Annotated in this window: 14 protein-coding genes; 5 read left to right on the plus strand and 9 right to left on the minus strand. The window is 59.9% G+C overall.

All coding sequences use genetic code 11. The features are described 5' to 3' along the window. The 7 genes from RMO18_RS10055 to mutM form a co-directional block, all read right to left on the minus strand. A partial coding sequence (locus RMO18_RS10055; protein ID WP_309665647.1) for a LysE family transporter occupies positions 1-452 on the minus strand: 452 nt, incomplete at its 3' end. Next, the gene (gene recF / locus RMO18_RS10060) at positions 453-1,556 is read right to left on the minus strand and encodes a DNA replication/repair protein RecF (RefSeq protein WP_309665648.1); all 1,104 of its coding nucleotides are present in this window, start codon (positions 1,554-1,556) and stop codon (positions 453-455) included. 31 nt (positions 1,557-1,587) lie between these two features. Continuing rightward, positions 1,588-2,706, minus strand: a complete 1,119-nt coding sequence (dnaN, locus tag RMO18_RS10065; protein WP_309665650.1) for a DNA polymerase III subunit beta — start codon at positions 2,704-2,706, stop codon at positions 1,588-1,590. A gap of 120 nt (positions 2,707-2,826) precedes the next feature. Beyond that, positions 2,827-4,185, minus strand: a complete 1,359-nt coding sequence (gene dnaA / locus RMO18_RS10070) for a chromosomal replication initiator protein DnaA (RefSeq protein WP_309665663.1) — start codon at positions 4,183-4,185, stop codon at positions 2,827-2,829. 530 nt (positions 4,186-4,715) lie between these two features. Next, on the minus strand, positions 4,716-4,985 hold the full coding sequence (rpsT, locus tag RMO18_RS10075) for a 30S ribosomal protein S20 (protein WP_309665651.1): 270 nt from the start codon (positions 4,983-4,985) through the stop codon (positions 4,716-4,718). A gap of 152 nt (positions 4,986-5,137) precedes the next feature. Continuing rightward, positions 5,138-5,914, minus strand: a complete 777-nt coding sequence (locus RMO18_RS10080) for an enoyl-CoA hydratase (protein WP_309665653.1) — start codon at positions 5,912-5,914, stop codon at positions 5,138-5,140. A 59-nt stretch (positions 5,915-5,973) separates the two neighbouring features. After that, positions 5,974-6,825 (minus strand): bifunctional DNA-formamidopyrimidine glycosylase/DNA-(apurinic or apyrimidinic site) lyase, encoded by an 852-nt coding sequence (mutM, locus tag RMO18_RS10085; protein ID WP_309665654.1) that lies wholly within the window; start codon positions 6,823-6,825, stop codon positions 5,974-5,976. 159 nt (positions 6,826-6,984) lie between these two features. Between mutM and ubiE the strand changes: the two genes are divergently transcribed. Further along, positions 6,985-7,737, plus strand: coding sequence for a bifunctional demethylmenaquinone methyltransferase/2-methoxy-6-polyprenyl-1,4-benzoquinol methylase UbiE (ubiE, locus tag RMO18_RS10090; RefSeq protein ID WP_309665655.1), 753 nt, complete (start codon positions 6,985-6,987; stop codon positions 7,735-7,737). After that, complete coding sequence (ubiB, locus tag RMO18_RS10095; RefSeq protein WP_309665656.1) at positions 7,734-9,266, plus strand: 2-polyprenylphenol 6-hydroxylase; 1,533 nt, start codon at positions 7,734-7,736, stop codon at positions 9,264-9,266. The genes ubiE and ubiB overlap by 4 nt, the downstream gene beginning before the upstream one ends. 105 nt (positions 9,267-9,371) lie before the next feature. On the opposite strand, the gene RMO18_RS10100 is transcribed toward ubiB, so the two are convergent. Together RMO18_RS10100 and RMO18_RS10105 are read right to left on the minus strand one after the other, a co-directional pair. Continuing rightward, on the minus strand, positions 9,372-10,031 hold the full coding sequence (locus RMO18_RS10100; protein WP_309665657.1) for a flagellar hook capping FlgD N-terminal domain-containing protein: 660 nt from the start codon (positions 10,029-10,031) through the stop codon (positions 9,372-9,374). A gap of 9 nt (positions 10,032-10,040) precedes the next feature. After that, entirely contained in the window at positions 10,041-11,477 is a 1,437-nt protein-coding gene (locus RMO18_RS10105) for a flagellar hook-length control protein FliK (protein ID WP_309665659.1), read from the minus strand. 302 nt (positions 11,478-11,779) lie between these two features. Between RMO18_RS10105 and RMO18_RS10110 the strand changes: the two genes are divergently transcribed. The 3 genes from RMO18_RS10110 to RMO18_RS10120 form a co-directional block, all read left to right on the plus strand. Then, entirely contained in the window at positions 11,780-12,061 is a 282-nt protein-coding gene (locus RMO18_RS10110) for a rod-binding protein (protein WP_405054043.1), read from the plus strand. Then, positions 12,051-12,374 carry a hypothetical protein gene (locus RMO18_RS10115; protein ID WP_309665661.1) on the plus strand — a complete coding sequence of 108 codons (324 nt, stop codon included), beginning with the start codon at positions 12,051-12,053 and terminating at the stop codon, positions 12,372-12,374. The genes RMO18_RS10110 and RMO18_RS10115 overlap by 11 nt, the downstream gene beginning before the upstream one ends. A gap of 212 nt (positions 12,375-12,586) precedes the next feature. Beyond that, on the plus strand, positions 12,587-13,767 hold a 1,181-nt coding region (locus RMO18_RS10120; RefSeq protein ID WP_309665662.1), incomplete at its 3' end, for a flagellin.

A 13,767-nucleotide genomic window follows, 5' to 3' on the forward strand; every position in this document is an offset into this window, starting at 1 on the left:
GCAATGTCCACGGGGGTAACGCGGGTCAGGTCGAAAAATCCGGGCAGAACGCCCATGTAAAACAGGATCGCCTTAGGGTTACCGATCACGGCGGCGACGCCGACGGCAAAGCCCGCCCAAACGCCTGGCCGCGTCATGCGACTGTCGGCAGATAGATTGGTTGCCGGCTTGCGTATGAGCATAAGGCCCATCAGCAGAAAGATACCAGAAGCAATCCACTTAAATGCCTCGAGAAAGCCTCCGTAAATCGACAGGATCCAGCTGAGGCCAAAGATCGCTGCCAGCGGCCATACCACGTCGCCGATGGCCACACCCACGGCGAGGGGCCAAGCGGCAGCAAAACCGCCCGACAACGCCCGTGCCGTAAGGGCGACCCACACCGGCCCAGGAATCGCCCAAAGGACTGCCATGCCGCCGGCATAGAGAAGCAATTCATATAGCGAAATAGTCATTCATATCTCCTTGCAGGGACTGGTCGCGGAACGACCGTTCACCTCTGTAATGGCATAGCTCTGGCCCCTTTGGCCGAGGCTGTCAAACAGGTCTGCCTCGGTGCCGGTCATGATGGCTTGGGCACCTAGCCCACAAATTTCATCATACAGCGCAGCCCGACGGGTGACATCAAGATGGGCGGCCACTTCATCCAGCAACAGGATGGGCGGTTGACCCAGGTCTTCGGCCAAGGCGCGGGCGCTGGCGAGGATAAGACTGATCAACAGAGCCTTTTGCTCGCCGGTAGAGCACTGATCAGCGGGCACACCTTTCGCGGCATAGACGGCGGCCAGATCGGCGCGATGTGGGCCGATAAGGGTGCGCCCGGCCGCCAGATCACGACGGCGACCTTCGGCGAGAGCAGCCAAGGTATCCGCGCGCTCTCCGGCACCGTCAGGGTATGTCAAGGTCAGGGTGGCACTTGGAAAGGCGCTGTCGCGGGCCCCAGCCTGCGCGATCCGGGCAAGGGCCAGGCGACGGTTCACAGTGATCTGTCGGCCCGTCTCGGCCATCTGCGCCTCGAGCACCGCGTACCAATGCGGATCAACCACCTGATCCTTCAACAGGCGATTGCGATCCCTCATCGCCTTCTCGTATGTGAGCGACAGTTCAGCATGATCCGGCGCGAAGCTGAGCGTCAGGCGGTCAAGAAAACGTCTGCGGCCTTCTGCGGCCTCGATCCAAAGCCTGTCCATGGCGGGAACAATCCACAAGATGCGCAGGACGCGGCCCAGGCTGGCTTGCGTTGCGGTCTTGCCGTCTATTCTGACCTGCCTAGGCTCTCCCGGCTCGGCCCAGGTTTCCAGCTCGTGCCCGCCACCAAGTCCGCGTACGTTGGCGACGACTTTCCACCCCAGGCTTTCCGGCTTTCGGGCGAGGTCTTCTGTCGCAGCGCGACGCAAGCCACGACCGGGAGACAACAGCGACACCGCCTCAAGGATGTTGGTCTTTCCAGCGCCATTTGGGCCGAAGATCGCCACCGGGCGGCCGTCAAGTTCCAGCCTCGCGGCCTGATGACTGCGAAAGTGCGACAAGGTGATGGTCCTGATAGACAGACCGCTCACTTGTTTACGCCTTTTCGTTCATAAACTATGGTCAGACCCGCATCGGCATGACCACGTAGACGGCCGACATGTCATTGCCCTCGCGCATCAAGGTCGGATCGCCGGAGGAGTTGAAAAGGAAAACCGCATTCTCGCGATCAACCTGACTGGCAATCTCCAAAAGGTACTTGGCGTTGAACCCAATCTCCAGCCGCTCGTCGCCGTAGGCCACAGCCAGCTCTTCTTCGGCGGCACCGCTGTCTGGCGCGTTGACCGAAAGAACGAGCCGATCTTCATCGAGGCTGAGCTTCACCGCACGCGACCGTTCCGAAGACACGGTAGCGACGCGGTCAACAGCTTTTGCAAACTCCGACGCGTCCACTTCCAGCCGCTTTGTGTTGCCCGTGGGGATGACGCGTGTGTAATCCGGGAATGTTCCGTCAATCACCTTGGACGTCAGCGTGATGGCGGGAGTGGCAAAGCGAACTTTCGTTTCGGAAACCGAAACCGCAATCGTCGCTTCGTCATCGTCCAAAAGCTTGCGCAGTTCGTTCACAGTTTTGCGTGGCACGATCACACCGGGCATTCCGATGGCGCCATCGGGCAGGGGCGCATCAATGCGTGCAAGGCGGTGTCCGTCTGTCGCAACGCAGCGTAGCACAGGGCCGCTTTCGCCGGTCGATACGTGCATATAGACACCGTTAAGGTAATAGCGCGTTTCTTCGGTTGAAATCGCAAACTTTGCCTTGTCGAACAGGCGACGCAGCATCGGAGCGGGTGCCGAGAAGTTCGAGGAGTATTCCGACGTCGCCATTACCGGAAAGTCTTCTTTCGGCAAGGTAGCAAGGCTGAAAGTGGAACGCCCTGCCGCAATCGTCAGCCGGCCGGAAGCCACATCTTCGTTCAGGCTTACCAAGGCACCGTCGGGCAACTTCCGGATGATCTCGTGCAGCATGATGGCCGACACCGTTGTAGAACCGGCACGTTCCACCATGGCGGGCGCGCGGTCCAGCACTTCGATGTCAAGATCGGTGGCGCGGAAGCTTACGTTGGCCCCCTCGGCCTCGATCAGCACGTTGGCGAGGATGGGGATGGTATTGCGGCGTTCCACCACCGACTGGGCCTGTGCCAGCGCCTTGAGCAATGTGGCGCGTTCGATGCTGATCTTCATGTCACTTCCCCCTATCGGACCCCTTGGAAGGGACGTCGAACTTACCCGGTTTTCGCCGGTCTACAAGCAATTTGCGTGACTTTGGGTGCGTTTGCGGGGGCCGTCAAGGTCGGCTCCGCATCAGCCCTGCAACAGACGCCGCAGAAGTTGCAAGTCGTCGGAAAGCTGGCTGTCTATGGCCATGAGTTCCTCGATCTTGCGCACGCCGTGCATGATTGTTGTATGATCGCGCCCGCCAAACCGACGGCCGATCTCGGGCAAGCTGCGCGGCGTCAGTTGCTTGGCAAGATACATCGCCACCTGACGCGGCCGCGCAATGTTTCGCAGGCGTTTCGGGCCGATCATGTCGGACAAGCGGATGTTGTAATGCTCGGCCACCTTACGCTGGATTTCCTCGATGGACAGCTTGCGGTCGGATGATCGCAAAATGTCTGCGAGGCAATCTTGCGCCAGTTCCAGCGTGATTTCCCTGCCAACCAAAGAGGCGAAGGCAAACAGCCGTGTAAGCGCACCTTCGAGGATGCGGACGTTGGAGGTGATGCGGTGCGCAAGGAATTCCAGCACGCCGTCCGCCAGCACAAGGCCACGATACTGGGTGCGATAGTACTCAACCTTCTGTTGCAAGATGCCCAGGCGAAGTTCGTAATCGGTGGGGTGAAGATCCACCACGAGGCCACATTGCAGACGGGACTTGATGCGTTCTTCAAGGTCCTTGATCTCACCGGGCGCGCGGTCGGCGGAGATGACGATCTGCTTGTTCTGATCCACCAGGGCGTTGAAGGTGTGGAAGAATTCCTCCTGTGTGGAATCCTTGCCGGCGATGAATTGGACGTCGTCGACCATCAGCACGTCGACGGACCGGAACAGCTCCTTGAAGTCCATCACTTGGCGTTCGCGCAGGGCCTGAACAAATCGGTACATGAACTGTTCAGCCGACAGATACAGCACACGCAGCTCTGGCCGCCGTGTTTGAAGTTCGTGGGCGATGGCGTGCATAAGGTGGGTTTTACCAAGTCCAACGCCACCATAGAGAAACAGCGGGTTGAAGCTGACTGGACCCCCTTCGGCTACGCGACGCGCGGCGGCGTGGGCAAGTTCGTTCGGCTTGCCAACAATGAAACTGTCGAAGGTAAAACGTGCATCCAGCGGCGCTCCGGGCAGTTCTTCATCGCTGGGCAGGCGACGAGACGCGGCTTTGGCTGCGGTACGCGCGGGGGCTGGCACCCTGCCATTGGTCTGCGCATTCACGGCGAATTCGACGCGATCCACCTCTTCTCCCGCTGTCATCAACTGAGTCCTGATATGATCGGCATAGTTGCGCTGGACCCAGTCACCAAAGAAGATGGTCGGCACTTCAAACTTCGCGACGCCATTCTTTAGCAAAGACAGCTTCAAGGGCTCGATCCAGGTCACGTAGTTGTTCTTGCCCACGCGCTTGATCAACTCTTCGCGCACCTGGCCCCACGTTTCGTTCGTCATTCTGTTCGACCTGCCCCAAAATCCATACCCCCGCGCTCTACCCGCGGGACTAGAAAACTCATCCGTCACTTTGCGGAACACTGGGTCAGACAAAAGGCCGAACGGCAGCGTTCAAGCTGCCTCACGGCCAGTTGCAAAGGGACAGGACCGCAGGATGGCACTCGCCAAAGAACGGCGGGCACACACGAGCGCTGTTGAGGCAGCTTCGAGGCTGCCTTCCAAGTTATTGTTCACAAACAAAAAACTCAGAACTAGTGGCCAAGCCACCGCGCTCTGTGCAGCAGTTTCCCGTTTGCGACCATTCCATGTCCCCCAAGACGAAGTGAATCGCAAGGATAACGGTATCAAGCTGTCAGGCGCATCTGCAACTGAACAACACGCTTGACACAGATTCACTTCCCGCGAATCCGATAGGTCGTGCAAATCGGCAACGCCTCGCTGCCTCGATGCGTATCTGGGGCGAAAAAATGCTTCAGGGCACAACCCACGGGTTGTGCCCTGAACAAAAAGCTTGACCGGAAAAACCGGAATCAGGCGGTAGGCAGAGCCTTCACGCGCGACGACAGGCGCGACATCTTGCGAGCGACGGTGTTCTTGTGCAGCACACCCTTGGACACACCACGCGCCAGTTCCGGCTGAGCAGCCTTTAGCGCGGCAGCGGCGGCATCGGTGTTGCCTGCAGCCAGCGCCTCTTCAACCTTGCGCAGGAAAGTGCGGATTCGCGACCGGCGAGCCTTGTTTACGGCGTAGCGTGCTTCGGACTGGCGGGCGCGTTTCTTGGACTGTTCAGTATTGGCCATGGGTCTTTTTTTCCTAGGGTCTTGACGTGTTTCAAAATGTTCGCACGAAAGACCAAAGGCCCCGCTGATCCCAGCGGGAATGATTCTTGCCTAAGCGGGCCCACGCGCATGTGACGGCGGCATATAGGGGAATGTTTTCAGAAAGGAAAGGCTTACTTGTCGCGAAACTGCGGCTGACGCTTTTGCAGGAAGGCAGCCATGCCTTCCTTCTGGTCTTCGGTCGCAAACAGGGCGTGAAACATCCGGCGCTCGAACAAAAGCCCCTCGGACAGCGATGTTTCCTGCGACCGGTTGACCGTTTCCTTGACCACCATTGCGGTGATCGCCGATTTCTCAACAATCTTGGCCGCAGATTTCATTGCCTCTTCGATCAGCGACTTCACCGGAACCAGGCGCGATACCAGGCCGCAACGCTCTGCTTCGGCGGCGTCCATAAAGCGGCCTGTCAGGTGCATGTCCATGGATTTCGACTTGCCCACAGCGCGTGTCAGGCGCTGGGTCCCGCCCATTCCGGCGACAACCCCGAGGTTGATCTCGGGTTGACCGAACTTCGCAGTGTCTGCAGCGATGATGAAATCACACATCATTGCAAGCTCGCAACCACCGCCCAGGCAATAGCCGGAAACAGCTGCAATAAGCGGCTTGCGAACCTTGGCAATCGCCTCGACTTCGGCCCCGAACAGGTTGTCGAAATACACGTCCGTAAACGTCTTCTCGGCCATTTCACGCACATCGGCACCGGCCGCAAAGGCCTTTTCGGACCCGGTCAGTACGATGCAGCGCACCCTGTCATTGGCATCCGCAGCCGTCAGCGCACTGGCAAGTTCGCGCATCATTTCGGAGTTCAGGGCATTCAGGGCGTCAGGGCGATTGAGGCGGATCAGAGCGACGTAGTCCTCAATCTCGACAATCAGCGTCTCGTAGGCCATGGACCGCTCCGCTTATTCAACTGGCGCAGACTCCTAACAGCACCGCGCCGGATGGCAAGTCACCTCTGACAGGATGGGCACCAGAAAGACGATCGGCCGGATTGAACCGTGCGCAGGATGGTGCCGCTGCAGCCGGGGGTTTCGCAGGGTTCGCCTTCTTTGCCGTAGACCTGAAAAGTCTTCTGAAAATAGCCCAACTCACCGTCGGTCTGGCGGAAATCGCGCAACGAAGAGCCGCCCGCCTCGATCGCCTCAAGCAGAACCTCTCGGATCAAAGGGACGAGCGACGCGACAGTGGCCTTGTTCAGTGCGCCCGCCTTGCGCAGCGGGCTGATCCGCGCACGATAAAGCGCTTCGCAGACATAGATGTTGCCCAGCCCCGCAACGATTCGCTGGTCCAGAAGGGCGGATTTGATCGGCGTGTTGCGATCTTTCAGCCGGCCAATAAGATACGTTTCGTTGAAGTCATTGCCTAGGGGTTCGGGGCCAAGACTTGCCAACAGCGGATGTGCGTCAGCTGTGCCAGTATCCAGAAGGTCCATCGCGCCGAAGCGACGAGCGTCGTTGAACGTGATCCGTGCGCCCTGTGCCATGTGCAAGACCACATGATCGTGCTTTTGCAGGGCGGGATGATCATGGTGGAAGTCGCCCATCATCTGCCCGGAAATCAACATCCGACCCGACATGCCAAGGTGGATGAGCAGACTTTCCCCCGACGCGAGGTCGGCCAAAATGTACTTCGAGCGGCGCCGCAAGCCTAACACGCGCTGCCCCGTCAGCCGGTCAGCCATGCCCAGCGGCAAGGGCCAACGCAGGTTGGGGCGGTTGACCTCGGCTCGGACAATCAACTGGCCTTCCATCACCGGCAAGAGCCCGCGGCGGACGGTTTCAACTTCGGGAAGTTCGGGCATAGCGGCTTTCTGTTGTTGGGTATGCTGCGTAACTTCGCGCAAAAGCATGGCTGCCACAACCGGGCTGCGTCACGTCCTGCGGCAGTTTGCGGTTTCCCTTGTGGCGGTCCGGGCGCTATATCCGCGAAAGGCGGATTTCGGGCGAAGGCAAGGCATTGCATGACCGGCGAAGATGACAAGACCACACATTTCGGGTTTCAGGACGTGCCGGAGGCCGAAAAGGCCGGGATGGTGCACGGCGTCTTCAGCCGCGTAGCCTCCAGATATGACATCATGAATGACCTGATGTCGGGTGGTGTGCATCGGCTTTGGAAAGACGCGATGATGGATTGGCTGACGCCGCGGTCACATCAACGGCTGCTGGATGTAGCGGGCGGCACCGGCGATGTTGCGTTCCGGTTTCTGAAGCGCGCGCCGGGGGCGACGGCGGTGGTCTGCGACATGACTGAGGCCATGCTAGTGGAAGGCCGCAAACGGGCCGAGGCAGAACAACAGGCCGACCGGCTGGATTGGGTTGTCGGCGATGCGATGGCACTGCCCTTTGCGGATGCAAGTTTTGACGTCTACACGATATCCTTCGGCATCCGGAACGTGACCCGTATCGTCGATGCCCTGGCGGAAGCTTACCGCGTGCTGAAACCTGGCGGGCGGCTGATGGTGCTGGAGTTTTCGCGCATTCCCAACGACCTGATGCAGAAAGCTTACGATCTGTATTCGTTCAACGTGATTCCCGCGATGGGCCAGATCGTGGCCGGGGATCGTGAGAGCTATCAGTATCTGGTGGAATCAATTCGCAAGTTTCCCGATCAGGAAACCTTTGCCACAATGATCCGCGAAGCAGGGTTCGGCCAAGTGAAATACCGCAATCTGACGATGGGCGTGGCGGCCCTGCATTCCGGCTGGAAACTGTGAGGGGGCCGCACAACATAATCCGCTTGATCCGAACTGGCGCCACGCTGGAGCGGACGGGGGCGATGGACGTGGTGCTTGAGGCGTTTCGTGCGCCGCCGCGTCTTCGGTTTGCCGCGCGGATGCTGGGTTGGCCGTTCAAGTGGCTTGGGCTGAGGGGCGATCCGACGTTGCCGCCTGCGACACGGGCGCTGACTGCGCTGGGTCCGGCCTACATCAAATTCGGCCAGATCCTGTCGACCCGCCCTGACATGGTCGGGGATGCATTGGCGCTGCAGTTGAAGTACCTGCAGGACAAGCTGCCACCCTTTCCGACCGACGTTGCCAGAAAGATGATCGAGGCCGAGCTGGAGCTGCCAATCGATCAGCTGTTTTCAGAGTTTTCCGAACCGGTCGCCGCCGCCTCTATCGCACAAGTGCATCGAGCGCGGCTGGTCGACACCGGCGACGATGTGGCCGTCAAAGTGCTGCGTCCTGGCATCGAGCGTGCGTTTCGCAAGGATATTGACGCCTTTTATCTGGCGGCGCGCGGGATCGAACTTCTGTCGCCCGGCGCGCGGCGGCTGCGACCGATGGACGTGATCGCGCACTTCGAAGGCGTGGTGATGGGCGAGTTGGACCTGCGACTGGAATCTTCGGCCGCGGCGGAGTTCGGGGCGAACACCGCAAAGGACGCAGGCTTTCAGGTGCCAAAGCCCTACTGGTTCCTATCCAGCCGAAATGTGATGACGCTGGGGTGGGCCGAAGGCATTGGGCTGAACGACAATGACGCGATTGATGCCGCAGGCCATGACCGCAAGGTTCTGGGCACGCGGGTGCTGCAATTGTTTCTGAACCACGCGCTGCGCGACGGATATTTTCACGCAGACATGCATCAGGGCAACCTGAAGATCGCAGCCAATGGTGATATCATCGCCTATGATTTCGGGATCATGGGGCGGATCGATGAATACACCCGCCGGGTCTATGCCGAGATTCTGTTCGGCTTCATCCGCAAGGATTATCGCCGCGTGGCCGAGGTGCATTTCGAGGCGGGCTACGTGCCGCCCGACCGCGACATCGACGAGTTCGCCCGGGCACTGCGCGCGGTGGGCGAGCCGATTTTTGGGATGGATGCCAGTCGGATCTCGATGGCGCGGTTGCTGATGTACCTGTTCGAAGTGACTGAACGCTTCGGAATGGAAACGCGGACCGAGTTGATCCTTCTGCAGCGCACGATGGTTGTGGTCGAGGGCGTAGCGCGGTCACTGGACCCGCACATCAACATCTGGGAAGTCGCTAAGCCGATCGTCGAGGGCTATATCAAGCAAAACCTCGGACCCAAAGCGCTGTTGCGTGATCTGGTAAAGACCGCACGGGTGCTGGCGCGGTTCGGTCCGAAACTCCCCGCAATGGTCGAGGCGCAGCTGATCCGAACGGGTCATGCAGCGGTGACGCCGCCATCGCCCCGCGGCGGGATACAACCTGTCATCTGGATTGCGCTGATCTTGGCGGCATTTGCAGCAGGCGTAGGATTGCGAAGCTTCTTCTAATTGCCGCCGGACGCTGACGGGAGCATCGGGAACTCCTGACTCCCTTCTTTCTGCGAGCCACACTCCGGACGGCGGACACAGCATTTTCAAGGCTGGCTCTTCGATTTACAGCTGTGCCAACCGCAAGCCTGTGACCGCCGTGGCGGCAACTTCGATGCCGCCTTCCAGCACCAGTTTGGTCCCCTCCGGGCCGCCACGCGCTTCGATCACACGGGCATAGTGTTCAATCGGGCGACTATCGATCATTTCGTTGTCTTTCCAGCTTTCCAGCGAAATGCTGTAGCGGCCGTTTGGCAGCGCTGTTCCAGTCGCATCGGCACCCAGCCATTGGTAGGGTGCCGCGCTGACCGGCACTTCCTCGCGGGAGACCAGCCTTCCCTGCGCGTCCTTCACCACCACGACTGCACGCGTCGATCCGACCGCAGGGTTCGGCGACAGCGTGACCGGGTCACCGTCGAAATGGACTGGCGCATTCGACCGCGCTTCCTGCCCGATCCAGCCGGCCATCTCCGACATTCCCATTTGTGAAAAACGCGCGGTCATTTCGGCCAGAAGCTGATTGGTCTGAACCTGCTGTTCCACACCCGAGAAAGTTGCCAGCTGCACCGCATAATCGCTTGAATCGATCGGGTTAAGCGGGTCCTGATTCTGCATTTGAACCGTCAGCATCTTCAGGAACGTGTTGAAGTCCGAGGTGATCTTGCTGCCACCCCCCGAAGCGGTGGATGACGCAGGTGCAGCGGTGGTGATGGAAGTTACATCCATTTCATAGCCTCATAGCCGAAGATCAAGGGAAGTCGTTTCTGGTCGACGCACGCGAGTGTCGTGCGCCGGGGTCGAGGGCGAGGGCGAGGTATCAACATTGCCCCGAACAGACTCTGTGCCAGGCTTGCCATCCTGCTGGCCGCCAGTGCCGGACTGTGCAAAGCTGAGGTCGGCGCCAGAATAACCTGCAGCACGGATATCGGCCAGCAATTGATCGGCATGGCGGCGAAACAGGTCCATGACCTCCGGGCGCTCAAAGCTCATCATCACCACGACACGTGTCGGATCAGAATCGTGTGGCTGAATGCTCAGCCGGACATGGCCCAGTTCTTCGGGCGACAGGGCGATATCAGTGTTACCCGATCCACCACTGGACAGCACCTGCACGACCTGTGCCGCGAGTGCAGAAACTGGCTGCGCAATGGCGTTCTGCCCGTGAGACAGCGGCAGCACCAGATGCGGCTGTATCATCAGGGGGTTGAAACCGAGGTCCGCTTCCGCTGTTTCTTGAGGCGCCCCACACGGCGTGTCAATCAATACGGTAGGGCCGATCCGCTCGTCTTTCATCATAAGGGAGGGGCCTGCCGAAAACGGCTGCTCTTGACCTCTGCCCGCCCTTGGCGGCGCTGAATTACCTTGCTGATGGGCAAGGTCACCGTCGACGGGCAAAGGAACGGTAGGCGCGACCTGCTCAGAAACGGGCGTCTCCTCCACACCAGGATGTTGGCCGATGATCGTCAGCACGATATCGTTAGTGGCAGGCTTCTGTGCCACGCTGCGGATTGCCGTGTCAGCCCCGACAAGGGCGGAAAGATCCGGGTCGGCGTCAGGGGCGATGGTATCTCCCGGATCGTAGGTTGTGGCTTGGTCCGACAACTGAACCGTAGTGCCCCCCCATTTGGCAAGAAAGGCGCTATGCGAGAGCGTTGCATGCCCGCGCGCCCCGGTCGTAGGTAGTGTTGAGGACGGGGTCGTTTCAATGGCAAGCGTTGGCGAGATCTTCAGATTCGAAGCCAGTGCGGTTTCTTCAACGGTTGCGACAATTGGGACGAGCTTGGGCCCGCTGACGCCGTCATTGGCGGTGCTGGCATCAACGGGCTGCGGGCAAGGCGGGTCCGCGGGGCGGGGCGTGGGGCTTGGCAATTCACTGAGGGTTTCTGCTGCCCCTGAAGGCGCACCCAAGGGCCGCCCAGCAGGCACATCATCGATTTTCTCGGTTTCCGCGCTCGCAAAAACCGGGCCAGCAAAGGCAGACGGGGCCGTTTGGCTTGAGACATGAACGTCGGCCCGAGCTTCAACCGCCACCGAGCGATCCTGCCCCGCCGCAAGTAAGAACTTCTGGTCAACAATCCAGAACAAGGGAGGGCCCGAAACAATGGGCTGCGCTACAACAGCGTCAGCAGCCAAAACCTCAGGCAGGCCTTCTGACCCGTCGCTGTCCGCCATCCTCGCGTTCGTTCCCGTTGTCTTGCCAGAAGCCCCTTTGTCTGTGCCTGCACAGGTGCTGTCCTTATCCGCGGCACCATCAAATGCCGCAGAAAAAGCGCCCTCTGTGCCAGAACACCCGGCATCACTTGAGCATGTGCCCGGCATCGACGGAACGGCGGCGGTCTGCAAAATTGGAACCATTGTCTGCTTCTTCCTACGACTTCTGCCGCTCATGGCGCAGTTATCAGGACAACTGGTTACTCAATCTTTACCCCGCTCGCTGAGAGTTCATGAAAGTCCAAACAAGTGGAGAAATAGGAATGGATGTTTCGTTGCCCGATGCGGTTCCGCTTCGGTCTAATCCGGACAGACGAGAAGCGATGATGGCCAAGGCGCAGGAGCTTGAGGCCAGCTTTCTGGCCGAAATGCTTGGCCATGCCGGGCTTGGCGAGGCGCGCGAAACGTTTGGTGGAGGCCATGGCGAAGATCAGTTCACGTCCTTCTTGAAGGAGGAACAGGCGAAATTGATGGTGCAGCGGGGCGGCATCGGGCTGGCCGAGCTGATCTTCAAGTCAATGACGAGGGCAGAAGATGCAAAGTGATTCGGACGTGGACGCGGCTCTTGACCGCACTTACGAGGCCCTGCTGACCGGCGATCTGGTGGCCCTCGGCCAGCTTGCCGGCACGCTGGAACGGATGCCGGCGCCGCAGCCGCTGGACCGCGCATCGGCGGAAAGGCTGGCGCGCAAGGCAGATCGCAACGGCCGGATGCTGCTGGCTGCGGCGCGTGGCGTTCGGGCGGCACAGGGCCGGCTGGTCGAGATCGCGGCCGAGCCGGCCCTGACAACCTATGATGCGCGCGGTCGCAGGGAATCGGTGGGGCAGGTTTCAAACTTGATGCCGCGCCGAATTTGAAGAGGCGACCAGCGGTCCGTCAAATCCTCTGCATTTCGCGGATCGGCCTTAGGAAAGCGTTAGACAGTCTGGCCCATCACTGATCTCGCGTCCCATGCCGGGATGGCGCTACCGGAAGACCCGGTTGCACTGGACAGAATGCCCGTTCCGCCACACTTACCGGTGGCCCTTTCTGGTCGCGAAAAGCGCGGCTCAATGTGAAGGAAGTTGTTATGTCGTCTCTTCTTACCAATACCGGTGCGATGGTTGCCTTGCAGACCATGAAGGGCATCAACGCGAACATGAACAAGGTTCAGTCGGAGATTTCCACCGGCAAGAACGTTGGTTCCGCCAAGGACAACGCAGCCGTCTGGGCAATTTCCAAAGTGATGGAATCGGACGTGAAAGGCTTCAAGGGCATTTCGGACAGTCTTGCCGTTGGCTCGGCAACACTGACGGTCGCGCGCAAAGCCTCGGAATCCGTCACCAACCTGCTGACCGAGATGAAGGGCAAGATCGTCGCCGCTCAGGCCGAGAACGTCGACCGGACCAAGATCCAGACTGATATCACTGCGCTGACCAAGCAAATCGAATCGGTGGTGGGTGCGGCCCAGTTTAACGGGTTGAACCTCGTCAACGGGTCGAACACTTCGGTCAACGTGCTGTCCTCTCTGGACCGCAGTGCAACTGGAGTCACTTCAAGCAACATTACCGTGACTTCACAGAACCTGTCGACAACTGCCGGTGCGGCTCTGGTGAACGGCGCGCTGACCGCCCCTTCGGTGGTGACCGGTACGCCAGTCACGCTGAACGGCTTTACCTTCCAGGGCGGCGCCGGCGCGCTTGCCAAGGATGCGCCAACGGCAAACCCGGCAACCCTGACGGCACTTGTCGCAGGTGACTCCATCGCCCTCAAAATCGGCTCGGTAGAAGGGCGTTATGTCGTCAAGGACGGTGACACTGGGGACTCTCTGGTAGCGGGCCTGAAGAACTCGCTCACCTCGAACGGGTTGTCGGACAGCGATTTCACCATGTCGCTGGGCGCCGGAGCGCTGACCGTTGCCAACAATACCAACTCTCCGGCAGCAATCTCGGTTACGGCAACGCGGGGAACAGGCGGTCTGGCGGCCTTGAACACTCTGGACGTTACGACGGCCCCTGCAACGGCACTCAATGCGATCGAAGGCATGCTGAAAACCTCGATCGACGCGGCTGCTTCCTTCGGTTCGGCGCAAAAGCGAATCGACATCCAAAGCGAATTCGTCGGCGAGCTGACCGATTCGCTTAAGACCGGCATTGGGGTTATGGTGGACGCCGACATGGAAGAGGCTTCGGCACGCTTGCAAGCGCTGCAGGTCCAGCAGCAGCTGGCGACCCAGGCCCTGTCGATTGCCAACCAGCAGCCGCAAAGCCT

Source organism: Tabrizicola sp., from assembly GCF_031377265.1.
Classification (GTDB): domain Bacteria; phylum Pseudomonadota; class Alphaproteobacteria; order Rhodobacterales; family Rhodobacteraceae; genus JAUYQR01.